This window comes from Melioribacter sp. Ez-97 (assembly GCF_051488665.1).
GTDB lineage: Bacteria > Bacteroidota > Ignavibacteria > Ignavibacteriales > Melioribacteraceae > Melioribacter.
Genome location: NZ_JBPSEG010000005.1, coordinates 1 through 19,203, shown reverse-complemented (window position 1 = coordinate 19,203; position 19,203 = coordinate 1). Strand labels below are relative to the sequence as shown.

General features: G+C 40.9%; 13 protein-coding genes and 1 tRNA gene. 9 read left to right on the top strand and 5 right to left on the bottom strand.

Annotated elements, in window-relative coordinates; all coding sequences use genetic code 11:
• The first annotated feature begins 17 nt into the window (after window positions 1-17).
• From ACSSWA_RS07500 to ACSSWA_RS07490, 3 genes are read left to right on the top strand one after another with little or no spacing between them, the layout of a single operon-like run.
• Window positions 18-404, top strand: coding sequence for a DUF302 domain-containing protein (locus ACSSWA_RS07500; RefSeq protein WP_437355944.1), 387 nt, complete (start codon window positions 18-20; stop codon window positions 402-404).
• A gap of 57 nt (window positions 405-461) precedes the next feature.
• Window positions 462-1,466 (top strand): J domain-containing protein, encoded by a 1,005-nt coding sequence (locus ACSSWA_RS07495; protein ID WP_437355943.1) that lies wholly within the window; start codon window positions 462-464, stop codon window positions 1,464-1,466.
• Window positions 1,467-1,484: 18 nt separating this feature from the next.
• Complete coding sequence (locus ACSSWA_RS07490; protein ID WP_437355942.1) at window positions 1,485-3,014, top strand: alpha-N-arabinofuranosidase; 1,530 nt, start codon at window positions 1,485-1,487, stop codon at window positions 3,012-3,014.
• 85 nt (window positions 3,015-3,099) lie between these two features.
• Here ACSSWA_RS07490 and ACSSWA_RS07485 read toward each other — a convergent pair whose 3' ends face one another.
• Window positions 3,100-3,795, bottom strand: coding sequence for a GW dipeptide domain-containing protein (locus ACSSWA_RS07485; RefSeq protein WP_437355941.1), 696 nt, complete (start codon window positions 3,793-3,795; stop codon window positions 3,100-3,102).
• A gap of 101 nt (window positions 3,796-3,896) precedes the next feature.
• On the opposite strand from ACSSWA_RS07485, the gene ACSSWA_RS07480 reads away from it, so the two are divergent.
• A complete protein-coding gene (locus ACSSWA_RS07480; RefSeq protein WP_437355940.1) occupies window positions 3,897-5,066 on the top strand; it encodes a class I SAM-dependent rRNA methyltransferase in 1,170 nt (389 codons plus the stop codon).
• On the opposite strand, the gene ACSSWA_RS07475 is transcribed toward ACSSWA_RS07480, so the two are convergent.
• From ACSSWA_RS07475 to ACSSWA_RS07465, 3 genes are all read right to left on the bottom strand, one after another.
• The gene (locus ACSSWA_RS07475; RefSeq protein ID WP_437355939.1) at window positions 5,053-6,213 is read right to left on the bottom strand and encodes an MFS transporter; all 1,161 of its coding nucleotides are present in this window, start codon (window positions 6,211-6,213) and stop codon (window positions 5,053-5,055) included. The genes ACSSWA_RS07480 and ACSSWA_RS07475 overlap by 14 nt on opposite strands.
• Before the next feature lie 83 nt (window positions 6,214-6,296).
• Window positions 6,297-9,083: a TIM-barrel domain-containing protein gene (locus ACSSWA_RS07470; protein ID WP_437355938.1), complete on the bottom strand. Its 2,787-nt coding sequence runs from the start codon at window positions 9,081-9,083 to the stop codon at window positions 6,297-6,299.
• 49 nt (window positions 9,084-9,132) lie between these two features.
• Window positions 9,133-10,524, bottom strand: coding sequence for an alpha-L-fucosidase (locus tag ACSSWA_RS07465; protein ID WP_437355937.1), 1,392 nt, complete (start codon window positions 10,522-10,524; stop codon window positions 9,133-9,135).
• Window positions 10,525-10,762: 238 nt separating this feature from the next.
• Between ACSSWA_RS07465 and ACSSWA_RS07460 the strand changes: the two genes are divergently transcribed.
• Both ACSSWA_RS07460 and tnpA read left to right on the top strand, forming a co-directional pair.
• On the top strand, window positions 10,763-13,204 hold the full coding sequence (locus ACSSWA_RS07460; protein WP_437355936.1) for a GH36-type glycosyl hydrolase domain-containing protein: 2,442 nt from the start codon (window positions 10,763-10,765) through the stop codon (window positions 13,202-13,204).
• A gap of 1,034 nt (window positions 13,205-14,238) precedes the next feature.
• On the top strand, window positions 14,239-14,646 hold the full coding sequence (gene tnpA / locus ACSSWA_RS07455; RefSeq protein WP_437355935.1) for an IS200/IS605 family transposase: 408 nt from the start codon (window positions 14,239-14,241) through the stop codon (window positions 14,644-14,646).
• 257 nt (window positions 14,647-14,903) lie between these two features.
• Here tnpA and ACSSWA_RS07450 read toward each other — a convergent pair.
• Window positions 14,904-14,976: transfer RNA gene (locus tag ACSSWA_RS07450), tRNA-Met, on the bottom strand.
• Between the two features lie 162 nt (window positions 14,977-15,138).
• Between ACSSWA_RS07450 and recN the strand changes: the two genes are divergently transcribed.
• The 3 genes from recN (at window position 15,139) to hemW (ending at window position 19,133) form a co-directional block, all read left to right on the top strand.
• Window positions 15,139-16,845, top strand: coding sequence for a DNA repair protein RecN (gene recN, locus ACSSWA_RS07445; RefSeq protein ID WP_437355934.1), 1,707 nt, complete (start codon window positions 15,139-15,141; stop codon window positions 16,843-16,845).
• 67 nt (window positions 16,846-16,912) lie between these two features.
• Window positions 16,913-17,986: a DUF6588 family protein gene (locus ACSSWA_RS07440; protein ID WP_437355933.1), complete on the top strand. Its 1,074-nt coding sequence runs from the start codon at window positions 16,913-16,915 to the stop codon at window positions 17,984-17,986.
• 13 nt (window positions 17,987-17,999) lie between these two features.
• Window positions 18,000-19,133, top strand: a complete 1,134-nt coding sequence (gene hemW / locus ACSSWA_RS07435) for a radical SAM family heme chaperone HemW (RefSeq protein ID WP_437355932.1) — start codon at window positions 18,000-18,002, stop codon at window positions 19,131-19,133.
• The last annotated feature ends 70 nt before the right edge of the window (window positions 19,134-19,203 follow it).

The following is a 19,203-nucleotide window of genomic DNA, read 5'->3' as shown; positions in this document are numbered from 1 at the left end:
AAACGAAAGGAGGGAAAATGGCTTATTTTAATTCGAAGGTTGTAAATTACTCGTTTGAGGAAGCGGAGAATAAAATTAAAGAAGCTTTGCAAAAAGAAGGTTTCGGAGTATTGACGGAAATCAACGTTAAAGATACTTTGAAAAAAAAGCTCGATGTCGATTTCAGAAATTATAAGATATTCGGCGCATGCAATCCTCCTCTTGCATATAAAGCTCTGTTGATGGAAGAAAATATCGGAGTGCTGCTTCCATGTAACGTAATACTCCAGGAAAAACACGACGGCACTGTTCAGGTAAGCGCCGTCAATCCGATGGAGTCGATGCAGGCTGTAAAAAATTCCGCTCTGTCAGAAGTAGCTACCGAAGTGTCTAAAAAGCTGGAAAGATTCCTTGCCACTTTATAGTAGAATTATTTGGCGGTTTTTGTATACTTGTAATATTAATAAAAACAGAATGGTTATATGAACATACGTAAGTTGAGAGAAGCCGCGGATTTTGTGTTCGAACAAAAAAGATACGACGACGCGTTTTATATATACGACGCCATTTATAAAAACGTATGGACGGCTATCGGCACAACGCATTCCGCTCTGTCGGGATTTTCGCAGAACTTTCTGAATTCCAGCTTCAAAGCCTCTTATGAATTCAAGAATCTGTTTGTGCCTCAGGCTGTAGAAAGCGTTTGTAAAAAGTGGTTCGATATGGATACCGACCAAACTCTCAACGAATTAGCTTTTACCACTTACGGTCATCTTCAATGCATCAGTTATTCTCCTGAACTTTCAATGACAATTCCTTCCGACGAAGTATACAGCGAATTCCTTGTGCTTCATACTTTGGTGCTCGAAATGGGTTCGGACGGCTGGATAAATTCGCTGCTGAAAATTGTAACTCCGGTTGTCGAAAACAATAAACTGATTAAGCTGAGACCTAATCTGAAGATTGATACGGTAAAGAAAAATATCATAGAGAATTCGGTCCGAATAAAAGATACCGACTGGTATAACGTCAATTTATTTATGCTCGATTATCTCTTCAATATAGGCGATAACAGCTCGGAACTTTTCACTTCAGTAAACGACATAGTCGGTTTTTATTTCCGGCAAAGAACTCACAGAAAGTCTTCCAGAAAAGAAGAAAGAACTTATACGCAATATGAAAAATATGAAAAGTACGAGAAGTACGAACGATTCGAAAAGTATGAAAAAAGAACGTCGTTTGAAGCCGATGATTTCGACCCCACAAAAGCCACCGATTTTGAAAAAGCCAAATATTACGGGAAGTTATTGGGGCTTTCCGGAAAGGTTACCAAATCTTACATACGCAAGCGTTATCTCGATTTAATATCGAAATATCATCCCGACAGGGTGAGCGATCTTGGAGACGAGCTTAAAGCGCTGGCAGAGCAAAAGACAAAACAAATCAATGCAGCCTACGAATGGTTCAAGCAAAAATATAAACTATAACTAAAAAAGGGGGAATGAATGCGACGATTTATAATCTTTTTCTTAATCCTTTTCGTAAGTCTTAACGCTCAAAACAAAATTGTAATCAACGCCGATCTGGGGAAATACAAAATCGATAAAAACATTTACGGTCACTTTTCCGAACATCTGGGCAGATGTATTTACGATGGATTTTACGTCGGCGATACAAACAAAATTATTCCAAATACAAGAGGTATAAGAAACGACATTGTAAAAGCTCTCAGAAAAATGAAGGTGCCCGTTTTGAGATGGCCAGGCGGTTGCTTTGCCGATACTTATCACTGGAAAGACGGTATCGGACCTAAATCCGAAAGACCGACTATAGTCAATACCTGGTGGGGCGGAGTTACGGAAGACAACAGTTTCGGAACTCACGAATTCATGGACCTTTGCGAGCAGCTCGGAGCTGAACCGTATATTTCCGGCAATGTGGGAAGCGGAACTGTACGGGAAATGGCTGAGTGGGTTCAATATACGAATTTCGACGGCAGAAGTCCTATGAGCGACCTTCGCAGAAAAAACGGCAGAGAAAAACCGTGGAACGTTAAATATTGGGGCATAGGTAACGAAACATGGGGCTGCGGCGGTCATATGAGACCCGAATATTATGCCGATATCTACAGAGCTTTTGCTACTTATTTGCCGGGCAATTCCAACGTTAAATTATTCAGAATTGCCTCCGGCGCAGCCGGCGAGGATTATAACTGGACGGAAACGCTGCTTAAAAATATCCCGCTGAATCTGATCGAAGGCATCGGCGTTCATCATTATGCAGTAATTGATTGGAGCGCTAAAGGTTCTGCCACCGATTTTACGGAAGATCAATATTTCAAAACAATGCAGCAGGCGCTCAGAATGGAAAAGATCGTAAAAGGTCATATTAATATTATGGATAAATACGATCCGCAAAATCGCGTGGCGCTTGCTGTTGACGAATGGGGCGGCTGGTACGACGTGGAACCCGGCACCAATCCCGGCTTTTTATATCAACAAAATACAATGAGGGATGCGTTGCTTGCCGGAGCTACCTTGAACATTTTCAACAATTACTGCAGGCGCGTTAAAATGGCTAACCTGGCTCAAACGGTAAACGTGCTTCAAGCGGTAATCCTGACTAAAGAAGAAAAAATAATTCTCACGCCGACCTATCATGTAATGGAAATGTATAATGTTCATCACGACGCCACCATGCTGCCGGTCGATGTAACTTCCGAACAATATACCGTCGACGGAAAAGCGCTCGATGCGATTTCATGTTCCGCTTCGAAAGATGAAAACGGCAAAATTCATATTTCGCTAGTAAATATCGATATCAACAAAAAACAAAATGTGGAAATCGACCTAAGGGGAACTGAAGTAAACAAATGCTCGGGCAGAATTCTGACCTCCGAAAAAGTGCAGGATCACAATACTTTCGAGAATCCGGAAAAAATTAAACCCGCATCTTTCAATGGATTCAAACTAAGCGGAAATAAGCTTCAGGTAGAACTTCCGGCAACTTCGGTTGTCGTTCTCGAATTGGAATAACGGTTTGAAATCTTTGAATATGCTCACACCCGTATTGAACAGGGTGTGAGCGTATTTCTAAAACGGGATGTTCAATTGCAGATTATTATAATGTCTTATGAGTTTTGGCTTCTTCCATTAAAACTTTGTATGAATAGCCGTAACCGAAATCTTTGTCGAGACTAATTTTTCCCTCAAACGTTACAATGTCGCCCGGGTTTACATTCTCGTCCGTCGTAATCGTTAAATCGAAATTGCCGTCTTTGTTTGTTCCGTCCTGAATATGAACCCAGTTTTTACCCATTATTCCGGAATTAACTTTTATAACCTTGCCTCGAATTTTGATTGTCTTGTTTTTGAATTTATCGGGCTTCGAATAAAGTTCTGCAATAGTAACGCCGCCCGGTACGGGGTCTACTTTAACGTCGAGTTTATCTATTTTTGGTTTCTGAGGTTTCGTAAGAGAACCCGCGCCGAGTTGTTTCTCGACATAATCGACAAAGTAAATTGAATCGAACACCTTATCCAGTTCGGAACTCTTGAAATTTTTCATTTCCATGTAATTGTTGAAATAAAGAATTTCGCCTTTATTGAATTCGGCTTTGGGAACGGCAATCCAGTATTTTTTGCCGTTTTCGTCGACGTTGAGATAAGTGTAACTGCTCACCTGCACTACGTCTTCTACTTTGACCGTATGGGCAAATTCTTTAGATTTGTTCGCCGTTTGTTCGGATTGATCGTTTTTTCCGCACCCGATAGCAACGACTAACAATAATGCAATTAATAATTTATGCGATTTCATAATTCCCTTTTGTTTGTTGTTACGAATATATAAAATCTTACGATAAATTTTGCTTATCTTCACGTGCATAATATTCTACTATTAATCGTCATAGAAAAAAAATGAAAAGCGTAATTCTCGGTAAGAATGAAGAAAGAAGAATTAAAAAAGGTCATCTCTGGATATTCAGCAATGAAATAAAGTCAATAGAAGGAGACCCGGAAAACGGCGAGCTTGTTCAAGTGATGGATAGTAATAAAAATTATCTCGGAACGGGTTTTTATAATAAGAATTCGCTGATAAGCGTAAGAATTATATCTGGACAAAAAGATTTCGAACTAGCGGAGCTGTTCAAATCCAGGATATTGACCGCTTTCGCCTACAGAAAAAAAGTATATCCGGACAGGGACTCTTTCAGATTGATTTTCAGCGAAGCCGATTTGCTGCCCGGATTGATAATAGACAAGTATAATGATTCTTACGCGCTGCAGGTCTATTCTGCGGGCGTAGAAAAAAATATAAATATGATTGTCGATATATTGAAAAACGAACTCGGCGCTCAAAACATTTTTACAAAAAACGAAGAATATTTCAGAAGCCTGGAAGGTCTGCCTGTTGAAGACTATGTTTATGCGGGTGGAATGAGCAAAGAAGTTATTGACGACGGTTTGATAAAATACGAAATCGATTTCAGCGACAGTCATAAGACGGGATTTTATTTTGACCAGTGCGACAACAGGAAATATGCGGGTCAATTCTGCGGAGGCGCCGATACGCTCGACTGCTTTTGCAATTCGGGCGGTTTCGGTCTGCACGCGGCTTTCAACAAGTGCAACAGTATTACCTTCGTAGATTCATCGGCAAGAGAAATTCAAAGGGCGGAGCGCAATTTCGAATTAAATTCCTTTACGGTCGACGCTTCGTTCGCAGTGGACGACGTTTTCGATTTCCTGACAAAGAAAATTAAAGAAGGCAAAAAATACGACGTTGTAATAATCGATCCGCCGGCGTTTGCAAAAAACAAAAAAAGCCTGCCCGCCGCAATTAAGGGCTACGAAAAATTAAACAGGCTGGCAATGAAAGTATTGAAAAACCGGGGAATTTTGTTTACGTCTTCGTGTTCGCATCACCTTAAAGATAATGAATTTATTAACGTAATTAACAATGCTGCAAATAGTTCCGGACGGTATGCAAGAATAATTTATTTCAATCATGCCTCGCTCGATCATCCCCGTCTTACATCGATGGAAGAAACTGTTTATCTGAAATTTGCAGGCGTTATACTTGATTGACGCTGATTAATGAGATAGGTATTAATGCCAAAAAAGCAAGAAACGCGCCTGAATAAAAAACCGCGTGAAGTCCGCCTAAACTAAATGCAATTCCCATCAAAGCCGGACCGATTGTTTGACCGGTTCTGAGAACCATTCCGTTAACCGACATAAATGCCGCCCGGTATTCAAACGGAGCTATCCCGCTTAACAAAGTCTGGATTGTCGGTAGATTTAATCCCTGTCCGAAACCGTAAATTATTATCGATGTTAAAAGAAGCCATATGGTATTGCTCAAGGAGAGACCGAGCAGCGCTATTCCGTATAAAAGGAAAGAGAGCGACATAATTTTTTTATAAGATAAAATGGCGGATAGCTTGCCTAAACGCGACGAAACAAGAGCGGTTGTAAATGACATAATCGACATTACGATTCCGATATGCGCGGAATTAAATTTATAAGTTTTATTTAGCAAAAATGGGAGATATGTAAGATATGAACCGTACAGGAGAATAAACGTTACAAGACTGATTGAAAATAAAATTACCGCGTCGCGGGATTTAATGCTGTGCAATGCGTTGGATAGATATTCTTTCAAGGTTTGCTTACGGGAGGTTTCCGGGTTTTTTAGATAGATTAGTACAATTGCCGCCACGGGAATTGCAAACGCCGGAAGAAGAAAAACATAATGCCAGCTTATACTGGCGAGCAATCCGCCGATAAACGGATATACGGAAGTTGCAATGCTGAGTACGCTGGCGTTATAACCCATAGCCGCGGCTCGTTGACCGCCTTCAAATAAATCTCCTATTAACGTGACGTTTAACGATCCCAATGAAGCTGCGCCCGCTCCCTGTATGAATCTTAATACCAGCAGGTATTCGAATTTACTTACAAACGCGCAAGAAAATCCCGCTATGCCGAATAAAAGCAAAGAGGGAACAAGAACTTTCTTTCTGCCGTAGCGGTCTGCCAGAATTCCGAGCATGGGAGTTAAAAGTACGCCCGGCAATGTAAAGAAAACTATAAGCAGTCCTATTTCTTTGCCGTTTAATTTGAAATGACTTGCTATATCGGGAAAGGCAGGAGTAATGCTGGCGACCCCCATTACAGAGATAAGAGTTACGGCGTAAATTATTCTCAGATTTTTATTAAGGTATAATTTCATTCAATAACCGAATAAACTAAAATACAAACATAATAAAATTGAGAGATTATAAAGAGCCGCCCGCTTTGCACGGGCGGCATAAATTAAAATTGCAGAGTGATTTCGTCGCCTTTGTATGTAACAGATTTGTCGGGTGCTGCGGTAATGTCGATACCGGTTCCGTGATTTTCTTTAACAATTGCAATATTAAATGCGCGCTCTTTTAACATTCCGGGGAACTCTCCGTTTCTTTTGCCTATTGTCAATGTTTTTGTTTTATCGTTCCATCGGAAATCGATTGTCGAATAGATTCCTTTTTCGTAATTGTAATTATCGCCCTCGTCTTCATAAAGCGTAAAAGCGCCGTCGGCTCCCGGATATATTCTTATTTCGAGAGGATCGGCGGGTTTTTCTGACGAGTATTGAACGAACGGGCCCATCGGAATTATCGAACCCGCTTTAATCAAAATGGGGATTTTATCTATCGGGGATTCGAATAAGCGCGCCGCGCCGCCTTCGTATTTTTTGCCGTTCCAGAAATCAAACCATACCGCGCCTTTAGGCAAATAAACTTTTCTTTCTTTTGAGGTTGCAATTTTAGAATCCTCTTTTGCAAAAGCCGAAGGTGTTTTCCAGAATAATCTCATCTTGGCGGCGCCGGTGGAATTGTTCTGAACCTCCACTATTAAATCATATTCTTTGCCGGCAGTCAGTTCAACAGGTTCCGTATATTGTTCAACGCTTGTGTAAACCATTTTAAGCGTGTCGCCGTTTAATATTACCCGCTTGCGGTCATAACTGATTAAATGGAATTGATGCTTTCCGGATTCGTCCGGAATTAATTTCCCCCGCCATCTGACAGAATAAGCGGAGTCGGTAACATAATCCGGTCGTCCCGTGTACCAGATGAAATCAATTGTTGTATCGATTTTTTCTTTCGATAAATTTTTGAAATCGGGGTCCTTGAAATATTGAGCGTTCAAACCGGCTTTCCCATCGATCGTTCTGAAATGATCTTTTTTTATCGGAACGCTTTTTTCCGGAGGACGATAGTACATCGCCTCGGTTACAGGACAAATCATCATCGAAGGGCCGAATATGAATTGATCGTCGATATTATATGTGGATTTGTCGTTTTGAAAATCCATCGGCAGTCCCCTCATGATAGTGTAGTCATTGTTGGTAACCTGCCAGGCAAGAGAATAAATATAAGGCAGAAGCCGATACCTCAGATTATCGAATTTGATGAGGACAGGCGTGAATTCCCCGAACTCCCAGATTTCACGAGGAGTTTCCGAGCCATGCGAACGGAAAATCGGTGTGAAAGTTCCCAGTTGAAACATGCGGGTGTACAATTCCTGGTATGCAGGGTCTTTGCCGCCGTTCATAAAAACTCCTTCGTATGCGCCCAGCACAAACGCTCCTATGTCAAACGTCCAGTATGGAATTCCCGACATCGAATGATTTAATCCCGCAGCTATCTGACGTTTGTAAACGTCCCAGCTTGCGCCGATATCGCCTGACCATGTAGTGGCTGCGTTCCGTTGTTGACCAGCATAAGTTGAACGGGTTAAAATATAAGCTCTTCTGTCGGATGTTTCCCGTCGCCAGTATTTATGAATGTCGCTTGTCATTGCCAGCGAAAATGCGTTAAGGTATCGAGCCCAGGAACCCAGATAATTGCCGCCCATTTTCTTTAATTCGTATTCGCTCGATTCTTTTGTCATTGCATTTACAACATCTGGCTCGGTCGAGTCGATCCACCAACCGTCCAGTCCTTTTGAATAGAGTCCTGCTTTCAGATATTTCCAATATAAATCGTTTGCAGCCGGGTTAAAAGCGTCGTAATATTTGAAGCCCGCCCATCCTACCGGTCTGTAAAGAAATCCGTGTTTTGCCATATCCGCATATATTTCAGTATTGGGTCCCAATGCAGGCCAAATTGAAATTATAATGTGATAATTCATGTTGTGTAACGAATCGCACATTTCTTTTGGAGAAGGGAATAATGTTTTGTCGAAAAACATTCCGCTCCAATTAGCCGCCCCGTTCCAGTAATCCCAATCCTGTATAATATTGTCGATCGGAATTCCGAGCTTGCGATATTTTTTTGCAACTCCCATCAATTCTGCTTGCGTGTCGTAATGCTCTTTGCTTTGCCAGTAGCCGTATGCCCATTTCCCGTAGAGAGGAGCTTTGCCTGTAAGCAATCGATAACCGGCAATTATTTTATCCATGTTCTCTCCGGTTATAAAATAATAATCGATATTATCGCCCATGCCCGACCATAAGTACGGAGTATTGCGAGTGTCGTCGAAAATTGTCTTGGAATAATTATCCCACAAAATACCGTATCCGTTTGTTGAAATCAGGAAAGGATTTACGGCGTCCGTATTCGATTGTACCAGAACTGCTTTTTTGCCCCTGTAATTAAAATATCCGTATTGGTGCTGTCCCAAACCGTAAATCCCCTCGTCTTTTGAAAATTCAAAATTTTGCTTGATTGTAAAACCGCTGTCGTTGTGATAAACCTCAGGAATGAATTCGGCTTTCCCGGTTTCTTTAAGGAGAATGTTGTCAGAAGGATCCTTAAAAATGACGCTTCCGTCTTTATGAGAGATAACAATCTTCAGCTTGGAGGAAGATATAATCGTTCCATCGGCGTCGGACGTCTTTTTGATTTCAAGCGTGGGAATGTTTTTAAATATTACGGAAAGACTCAGTTTGTTTTCGCTTCCCGATTCGTGCCATTTCAAAACCCTTACTATATTTTCGGAATAGAAGACAGCTTTGACATAAATATCCCCGGCTTTAATTTGAACGCCGTTGTTTGTCTGCGGGTATAACGCAGACGTTAAAAATAAGAGTAATATTAAAGTCGATCGTTTCATGAATTAACCTCTTGAATGTTAAAAAAAGTATTATATCCGAAATCGCGATTTATTTCTTTTTACCTGCCAGCGCTTCCGTAATAATCGCCCGATTGTTGACGGCTGAATTGACGACTAATTTTAAATATCGTGCGCTTACCGCCGGGAATCGAATTACTTTCATTCGGTGGTCGCCCATCCAATTTCCTTCGGCAATTTTATCGAAATCAATTTTGTCTTTGCTCGCGTAAAGAACGTAAGAAGTAATGCTGCCGTCGTTATCCGGTTGAACAACCGGAGTGTATTTGGGCAAATACCCGAACTGAATAAGATCGTAATTCTTGCCGAGGTCAAATATAATTGATTGCGGAAGAGTTGAATCGGATTCCCAATAGGAATAATAATATCGGTCGTTAATACCGTCGACTGCAAAGTCTGCGTTTCCGCTTTCTGCTTCAGCGCTTTTAATTACGACAGGATGTTCAATAACAGTATTTGTTTCAGGCAGCGGAGGGCGGTTGAAATCGGGTTCCCATTTCTCTCCGATCTCCGATAATCTTTCAACTATGCTAGAATCGATAAGTCCTTTGTTATTCGGAGGACAATTTAAAACAAAAACCGACCATCTTTTTTCCAGATAATCGAGCGATTCGAGAATTTCGTCTGCGGTAAGCAAAGGAGCTGTGGCAACGTCAGGCGACCAGAACCAATCGTTCCCGCCGCTTTTGTTGATCAACATGCTTTGCATTCCCGGCAGTCTGTTGTCCGCAGGACATTTAACAGCCGTCTCGAAATGTATTAAGTCATTATGATACAATTCGGGTATGTGCGTATTGTCAATCAATAAACATTCGGGCTGCAATTTCTTAACAAGCTCTCTTATTTCGTCATAGGGAACGGCGCGGTGTCCCATCTTCCAGGACCATCCGTCAATAAAAAGTAATTTAATTTTTCCGTAATTTGTAAGCAGTTCGGTCAATTGACCTTTGATAAATTCGATATCATCTCGATTAATTTCTTTGTTCCCGATTCCGTGAGTATTATCCCAAACCGAGTAATAAAAGCACGGTTCAATCCCCTTTTTGCGGAACGCGTCTACGAATTCCCGCAGTGCGTCGCCTTTGCCGTTCTTCCAGGGCGTTGACGCCACGTCGTATTCGGTGTACTTGCTGTCCCATAAACAAAAACCGTCGTGATGCTTTGTCGTCAATATTGCAAATTTCATTTTTGCTTTCGAAGCGGCATCAGCCCATTGATTACAATCCAGGTCGGCAGGATTAAATTTTGAAATATCCTGATGCGGCGTCGCCCACGGGTCGCCCGTAAATGTCATTATACCGAAGTGAAAAAATACGCCGAACCGCAAGTCGATAAATTCTTTCTGAAGTTCGTAAAGCGATTGCGAAGATAATATTGAAGTAGAAGTGAATAGAATGAAAACAAAAAGGCGGATATCCCTCATCAGTTATCTCCGAAAAATATGATTAACTTATGAAATTTATTTATTGCTTCTTCAATGAAATTGCGGTTGAAAATATTAATAAAATAATAGCGTCGATACAAATAAATTCGACGAAAATAAAATCAAAAAAAAGATTGTTGTTTATCAAAATGATAAAAGCAATAACGAAAATTATTTTTATTTTTTGCGGGTATAAATTATCAATCTATCAGGGCATTAATAATAATCAGGGGATAAAATGAAATACGGACACTTCGACGATCAAAAAAGAGAATATGTAATAACTCGTCCCGATACGCCTTTACCTTGGATTAATTATCTCGGGACAGAGCATTACTTCGGTATAATATCGAATACTGCGGGCGGTTACAGTTTTTATCAGGATGCCCGGTTGAGAAGATTGACAAGATATCGCTACAATAATATTCCGATGGACAGCAACGGCAGATATATTTATATCAAAGACGGCGACACGATTTGGAATCCGATGTGGAAACCGATGAGAGTTCCTCTCGACAACTACGAATGCCGCCACGGGCTCGGTTATACGAAAATAAACGGAGAGAAAAACGGACTCGAAGTATCCGTACTATATTTTGTGCCTATTGGCGCGCGTAACGAAGTATGGCATGTGGAAGTAAAAAATAAATCGAAGGAAAATAAAAATATACGAATGTGGAGCTTTGTCGAATGGTGCTTGTGGGAAGCCTATGACGATATGACAAACTTCCAGAGAAATTATTCAACCGGTCAGGTGGAAATAGAAGACGGCGCAATCTTTCATATTACCGAATACAGAGAGAGACGCAATCATTACGGTTATTTTGCGTGCAGCGAAAAAGTATCGGGTTATGATTCGAGCAGAGACGCATTCGTGGGACTCCATTACGGACTCGACGCGCCTCGCGCTGTGATCGAAGGCGAATGCAAAAACAGTATCGCTTACGGCTGGCTGCCGATTGGCGCGCATCAAATCGATATCGAATTAAAACCGGGCGAATCGAAAAAAATCAATTTCATACTGGGCTACGCCGAAAATCCGCCCGAAGAAAAATATCTGCCCGACGGCAAAATTAGAAAAGACGAATTCTTGACTGTAAAAAAGAAATATTTAATGTCGGAAAATGTTGAAAAATCTTTCGAAGAACTGAAATCATACTGGGATAAACTTCTTTCGGTTTATCACGCCGAAACTGCAAACGAACACGTTAACAGAATGGTAAACGTCTGGAATCAATACCAGTGTATGGTTACGTTTAATATGTCGAGGTCGGCGTCGCTTTACGAGTCGGGAATCGGAAGAGGCATGGGATACCGCGACAGCAATCAGGACGTACTGGGATTTGTCCATATGATTCCCGAGCGGGCGCGACAGAGAATTCTCGATATTGCCTCAACCCAACTTTCCGACGGAACTTGTTATCATCAATACCAGCCTTTGACTAAGAAAGGGAATGCGGATATCGGAGGAGGATTCAACGACGACCCGCTATGGCTAATCCTGTCTACTTCAGCCTACATCAGAGAAACGGGCGATACGACAATCCTCGATGAAAAAATCGGATACGCAGATAAGCCGGATTCGGATGCTGATTTGATGGAGCATCTCCGTCTCTCATTAAACTATACATTGAACAACAGAGGCCCTCACGGATTGCCTCTGATCGGGCATGCCGACTGGAACGACTGCCTTAATCTTAATTGTTTTTCGACTACACCGGGTGAAAGCTTTCAGCTTGCAGGACACATCGAAAACGATCGCATAGCCGAATCGGTTATGATTGCAGGATTATTTTGCAGGGCATGCGAGGAGATGGCGGGGATTCTTAATTTTATCGGTAAGAACGACGAAGCCGACGACTATAAAAATAAAGCCGCAGATATGAGAAATGTTATATACGAACACGGATGGGACGGCGAATGGTTCCTTCGCGCTTACGATTCATTCGGTGAAAAAGTCGGCTCGAAAGAAAATAAAGAAGGTAAAATATTTATAGAAAGCCAGGGCTGGTCTGTTTTAGGCGGAGCCGGTCTGGAAAACGGATATGCGTTGAAAGCGCTCGACAGCGTTAAGAAATATCTTGCGACTCCGAACGGAATAATTCTGCAGCAGCCCGCATATTCGACGTACTATCCGCATCTGGGAGAAATTAGTTCGTATCCCCCTGGCTATAAAGAGAACGCCGGTATTTTTACTCACAACAACACATGGATTCAAATAGCGGAAACAATAGTCGGAAGAGGCGATCGGGCTTTTGAATACTATCTGAGTATCTGTCCTTCCAAAAAAGAAGAACAGATCGACACTTACCGCTCCGAGCCTTATGTTTATAGCCAGATGACCGCAGGAAAAGACGCTCCGACATACGGCGAAGCAAAAAATTCGTGGTTAACCGGAACAGCCGCATGGTCTTTCGTATCAATTTCTCAGTACATCCTGGGCATCCGGCCGGACTTCGACGGACTGGTTATTGACCCGTGTATACCGTCTGAATGGAAAGAACTGAGAGTACAAAGAAAGTTCAGAAATGCCGTATATAACATTACAATTAAAAATCCTTCCGGAATCAATAAAGGCGTTCAAAAAATTATTTTGGACGGAAAAGAAATCCGGGGAAATAAATTGCCGGTTCTAAACGACGGAATGGAACACGATGTGACGGTCGTGCTGGAGAAGTGATTAAAAATTATTGAGGGAATGAACAATCATTCCCTCAGATTGTTTTCAATAGGGGAATAAAAAAAGTCCGATTAGCTAGGGCGAACTAATCGGACTTGGTGTGTTTTGAGGGGTGTGTGTTGTGTAATTTCTATGCGTTAGACTCCCTTAAAACTAAATAAGTTTCATCGGGGGTAAATTTTTCTCTTTTATTCGGAACGTAACTCGCGAAAGATTCCGACAGCTTTCCGAAAATTTATCACAATGAACAACAACATCAGTGCAAGTATTACAATAAATAAATTCATTTTATCGCCTTTTTTACATTTCAAAATATCACAATCTTACAATCGAATTTGTGTCGAGAATCAACAGAGTGATCTGGAACAACAATAAAATGAAAGTTTTATTCACTCTTATTATCGTAAGATTCGTTTATTAGTTTAGATGTAATTTCTAAAATTCAGGAAGCCATGGAATTAATGAGGTCAGGCGGAAATTACCGCATTTGTACATCTTACACACATAACGGATTGCGCATCGATTAAGTTCCCGAATAATTAGATTATGTGATACGGATTAAAGTTAAATTTAAATAGTTTTGTTCGAAAAATCCGTATTCTTTCGAATCCGGGCGTAATTCAAGCTTTTTTTATATAATTGCCGAAGTATTAGTAAATCTTTAAAATTCGGTTTTAATGCAATTTTGGGCTAATAGCGCGGGAAAGGTTTGAAGAAAAACAGAAAAAAGATTTATTTTAATTTTTAGCTTCTAAATATTTCCTATCATATTCCAGTTGTAATTAGAGTAGTAAAAAACTGAAGGACGGGCAATTCCGGCGATTATAAGAGCTGTCAATTGGGACTGATTTTATGCAGAGTTCTTCCAGGTAAGAAATAATTATGTGATTATAGGCTTGGGAGAAGACTAATATAATGAATGAGGCTAAAGCCAGTTGAAATTGGAAAGTGAATATAAAATTACAGTTCACTTTAGTTAACTGAAAAGAAAAGATGGGGCATTGGCTTTAGCCGCATAAATAAGGAGTAAATCTATGAGTTGGGTAAGGATATGGGTACATCTTGTATTTTCAACAAAGAACAGAGAACAATACTTAAACACAAAAGAACTGAGAGAAAGAGTTTTTCAGCATATTAAAGAAAATGCCAAAGAAAAAAGAATTTGGCTCGATTCAATAAATGGCTATAAAGAACATGTTCATTGTCTTATTTCACTCAACAAAGAACAATCAATCAGCAAAGTAGCTCAACTGATAAAAGGAGAATCTTCATATTGGATTAATAAACACAAACTAACCAGAATGAAATTTATTTGGCAAGACGATTACTGGGCGGTAAGCGTAAGTGAAAATAAAGTTGAGAGTGTAAGAGAGTATATTGCAAAACAACAAGAGCATCATAGGATAAAATCATTCACAGAAGAGGTTGAGGAATTTATATAAAATTATGAATGGAAATTAGCCGATCGGTTTTAGTATAAAGGATACTTTAGCTATTGCCGTTTATTCATCATTTAACAGTTGGCTAAAGCCAACTGCATTTGAAAAAATTAAAAAAAAGCCCCAGTGCATAACTGAGGCTTTTTTATTTGTAGCGGGGACAGTCCGTTAGCCAACGTCCGTTAGTTAACGGAGAACCTGCAACTTTTATAGAAAATATTAAAAAAAGCCTCAGCAGATAACTGAGGCTTTTTTATTTGTAGCGGGGACAGGACTTGAACCTGCAACCTTCGGGTTATGAGCCCGACGAGCTACCAATTGCTCCACCCCGCGATGTAATCTTGGAGTCGTTTCAATTTTCGGACTCCCAATATAATAAACTGTCGGTTAGTTGTCAATTTTATCGAAAAAAATCTCTTTTTTGTTCTTATTTTGTTCAAATACTTGATAGTTTTGTTTATTGTAATAATTTTGAGTTTAATAATCGGGCAAATTATGCTGAAGAGTTTATACATAAAAGATTATGCGCTTATCGAGGAAATCGAAATCGAATTTCACGGCGGGTTGAATATTATTACTGGAGAGACGGGCGCCGGAAAATCGATTCTTATCGACGCTATGGGTCTTTTATTGGGCGACAGGGCTTCTTCCGAGGTTGTCAGAAAAGGAGCCGCTAAATCGATCGTCGAAGGGATATTCGATGTCAAGGGACATCAAAAGGTGATCGATCTGCTGATTGAAAACGATATCGATTCCAATGACGATTTGATAGTTCGCAGGGAAATTTCCGTTAAAGGCACAAACAGATGTTTTTTGAACGATACTCCGGTTTCGCTTGCCCTTATTAAGGATGTAGGAAATTATCTCGTCGATTTGCACGGTCAGCACGAACATCAATCCCTTCTTAGAGTTTCAACTCATATAGAATTGATCGATGAATTTGCGGGCAACGAAACTTTGCTCAATAATTACAAACAAAAATTGACCCTTCTTAAAAGCGAAATTTCGAATTACAAAGAACTTGTTTCGAAAGAAGACGCTCTGAAAGAAAAATATGAACTCTACAGCTTTCAGTTGAAGGAAATTAACGAAGTCGATCCTCAGCCCGATGAAGAAGAAGCTCTGGAAAAAGAATTGAATCTGCTCGAAAACAGCGAACAATTGATAGAGCTCTCCGAAGAAATTTACAATCAACTCTACGAAGAAGAAAATTCCGTTCACGACCGGATTAATTATATAAAAAATCGAATCGGCGAACTGACGAAAATCGATCCTTCTGTCGCAGATAAACTGAACGAAATCGAATCGGCGTCCATTATCATCGGCGAAATTTCGAATTTCTTCCGGAGCTATAAAGATAAAATCGATATCGATCCGGAAAGACTCGAGGAAGTCCGGCAGAGACTGAGCGCATTTAAATTACTGAAGAAAAAATACGGCGGTTCAATCCAAACGGTTTTGGAATACAGAGATAAAATAGGAGCCGAAATTGAAACTACCGAGAATTTTTCCGCCAGGAAAGAAGAACTCCTGAAAAAAATCGAAGCGCTCCGAATTGAATGCGGCAAACTGGCGCTCGAATTGTCGGAGTCGCGTAAAAAAGTTGTTCCTGGCGTTAAAAAAGAAATCGAGCGCGCGCTCAAATACCTCGGCATTCCAAACAGCAATTTTCAGGTAAAAATCGAGAGGGAAGAAACTCAAGATAAAGAGGACTATCTTTTGATAGACAGTAAGAAAACGGGATATAACGAACGAGGAATTGATAAAATTGAATTCTACATTTCAACTAATTTGGGAGAAGACCCAAAACCGCTAACCAAAGTGGCTTCGGGCGGTGAGATCTCAAGAATTATGCTGGCTCTAAAATCGATTCTCGCTAAATCGGAACGGCTTCCGATACTTATTTTCGACGAAATCGACACCGGCATTAGCGGTTCGGTTGCGCAAAAAGTAGGGCTCGCTCTCAAAGAACTGGCTTCTTCTCACCAGATTATTGCAATTACTCACCTTCCACAAATTGCAGGACTTGCGGATTATCACTATGCCGTCGAAAAGAAGAAATCGGGCAACAGAATTATCAGTACAATCAGAATCCTGAACGACGAAGAAAAAGTGAGAGAAGTAGCCAAACTAATCAGCGGCGAAGAAATTACCGAAGCCGCTCTCGACGGCGCCAGAGAACTGATGAAAATTAAAAATTGATTTGACTCACATCGCTAAGTAAAAAATTTTGGTTAAATTGAAATATCAATTAAGAGGAGACAGTCAGATGGGCATCCGCATCAGCAAATATTTTTCTGTATTTCTATCCATTTTATTTTTGTTTACGGTTCAAATAAAAGCGCAGTCGCTCAAAGAAACTCTTTCGAATTTATCTTCGACTGTGGGCGAAGCCTATGTTGCGCCGGTTACTTCGGCTTTCGGATCGAATTTGAATTCCGGCTGGATTTCGGAAATTCCCGACGCTAAAATTCTGGGATTCGATCTTACTTTGAAAGTAGTCGGCATGGGTTCGTTGTTCTCGGACGATGTAAAAAAATTTTCAGCTACAGGAGACTTTTATTTTAACGATAAACAAGCCGGACAAATTCTTGCAAATTCGGGTATCGATCCGTCTAATCCGGACTATGAAAATTTGAAGCAGGAAATTAAAAGCAGAAAATTCAATGTGAAATTTTCCGGCCCCACAATTGTGGGGAGCAAAAACGAATTTCTGAAGGTGAAATTCGAAGGCGGCAGTTTTTACGAAGGACGTTACGAACTTCAACCGTATGAAATGGCAATAGAGGAAGTAAAAGGTTTTCTGGACGAACTTCCGGCGCTGCCGACAGCTGCAGTTCAGTTGAATGTAGGAACTGTACTCGGTACGAATTTATCCGTAAGATATTTGCCCTCAGTCGACATCAAGGATTTAGGTAAGTTTACTTTCTGGGGTTTGGGCGCAATGCACAATCTGAATGTTTTCCTGAACAATCCGCTTCCCCTCGATTTATCCGTCGGCGCGTTTTATCAACAGCTGAAAGTGGGCGACGTCTTCGAGACAAAAGCCACTCAGTTCGGCGTATTTGCTAGCAAGCAGTTTGGCGTCCTTGTCTCGATTACTCCCTATGCCGGTCTGACATTCGAGTCGTCGAAAACTACCGTAAATTACGACTATCAGTCGAACGAGACTGTCAACGGCGTACCAGTTCCTCCGACGAGAATCTCATTCGACCTCGAAGGAGATAACTCGAGCGCGTTTACCGTCGGCTTTAATCTTAACCTTTTGATTTTCGACATCGTAGCCGACTATAAAATGGCAAAAACCAATACGGCTACATTGGGATTGGTAATCGGATTTTAAGAGATAATTCGTCGTGAACAAATTAGCGATCTATGTTCATATTCCGTTTTGCGACCATAAATGTATTTATTGCGATTTTTATTCGATTACGAATTATAAAAACAAAGCGAGCTACTTAGAAAGTTTAAAGAAAGAAATCGCTCATTACGCAAACTTATATTCGGAGGAGTACGAAGCTGTTTCCGTCTATTTCGGAGGCGGCACTCCTTCTTTCATGACGCCCGAATATATTTCGTCTATACTTGAGGAAATTAAAAATTCTTTTCACATCTCGGCAAATGCCGAGATTACGCTCGAAACAAATCCGGGCACCGTCGACGTCGAGAAACTCACAAAATTCCTCAGAGCCGGCATTAACCGCTTGAGCGTAGGAATTCAATCGTTCGACAAAGACGACCTCGATTTTCTAACCAGGATACACGACGCCGAAACTGCTAAAAAGTGCGTGTGGGACGCTTTCAAATCGGGCTTCGAAAATATCAGCGTCGATTTGATTTTTAACCTGCCCGGTCAGAGCAAAGAAAAATGGCTGACAAACTTGAACGAAGCGGTTGAGCTGCCGGTTAAACACATCTCGGCATACAGTCTTATTCTCGAAAAAGGAACCGTATTGAATAAAATGGTTCTCGACGGCAAAGTTACGATTCAGGACGAAGATTACGACGCCGACCTTTACGAAACGACAATCGATTTTCTTGAATCGAAGGGATTCATTCAATATGAAGTTTCCAACTTTGCCAAACCGGGTTACGAATCAGTCCACAACAGGGCGTACTGGCAATACTGCGATTATCTCGGTTTCGGAACTTCGGCTCACTCTTTTGTTAAAAACAAAAGATGGTGGAACTATTCTAGTCTCGAATTTTATAACAGAGCAATCAACGAACGCGGACACGGAGTTGCAGGCAGCGAAATTCTGACTACGGAAATGATGCTGGAAGAATACGTGATGCTGGCTCTCAGAAGCGGCGGTATCGATATTGAAAATCTGAAGAACAGATTCGGAGACAAATGGCTTTCCGAGAATCTGCCTATTCTGGAAAAACTGAATACGGAGGGCTTTCTTAAAATCGAAAACGGTATTATCCGTCTTACTAAAAAAGGATACCTGCTTTGCGACGAGCTCTTAATTAAGTTCGAATACTGAAACGAAATTTGATAGGCGTCCCAGTTATCGGTTGATAAAATAGCTATAAGTCGTTAAAAGACAAAAAGAT